The sequence below is a fragment of the Gordonia sp. OPL2 genome, assembly GCF_003797825.1.
Lineage (GTDB): Bacteria > Actinomycetota > Actinomycetes > Mycobacteriales > Mycobacteriaceae > Gordonia.
In genome coordinates this window covers 1-460 of sequence record NZ_RKME01000078.1, presented here as the reverse complement: position 1 = coordinate 460, position 460 = coordinate 1, and the positions used below count along the sequence as shown (strand labels likewise).

The following is a 460-nucleotide window of genomic DNA, read 5'->3' as shown; positions in this document are numbered from 1 at the left end:
CGCGAACATCTTCTTCTTCGGAATTATTTTTCGCTCACAATTTTTCGCATAGGCTTGACGCATTTTTCGCCGCCACAAATTCGATCTGCCAGGATTCATTTTGCAGAACATGAGGGGAGATATCCCCGCTCGCGATCGCGCTGGGGCGAAGTCAGCGTTTCGTATAAGAAGCTTATAGAAAGAATGCGCGGGCGCTTCGTTATCGAAGCATTTCCCACGAAATTGCAAAAATAAAACCGGGTGTATTGTGCCCGCGATGAAGCAACTCTCCCTCTTTCCTAGCGAAGAAAAAGTGCACAGTGGAATTCTCCACGCCGGCAAGAGAAAAAATGCGCGTCCATTGAGTCACAAGCGCCCGCTTCACCTCGTGCTGAAGGCGAAAAGAAGAATCCTCTATCCGATTCGCGCCGCAATTTACGAGGAAATTCGGCGAAAAGCGGAGCATTTCGGAATTACAGCC

The 460-nt window shown here is 49.1% G+C and carries 1 protein-coding gene; it reads left to right on the top strand.

All coding sequences use genetic code 11. The annotated features are described in order from the left end of the window. Window positions 1–256: 256 nt before the first annotated feature. Window positions 257–460: hypothetical protein (locus EEB19_RS26355; protein WP_187590285.1), on the top strand; the 204-nt coding region annotated here is incomplete at its 3' end.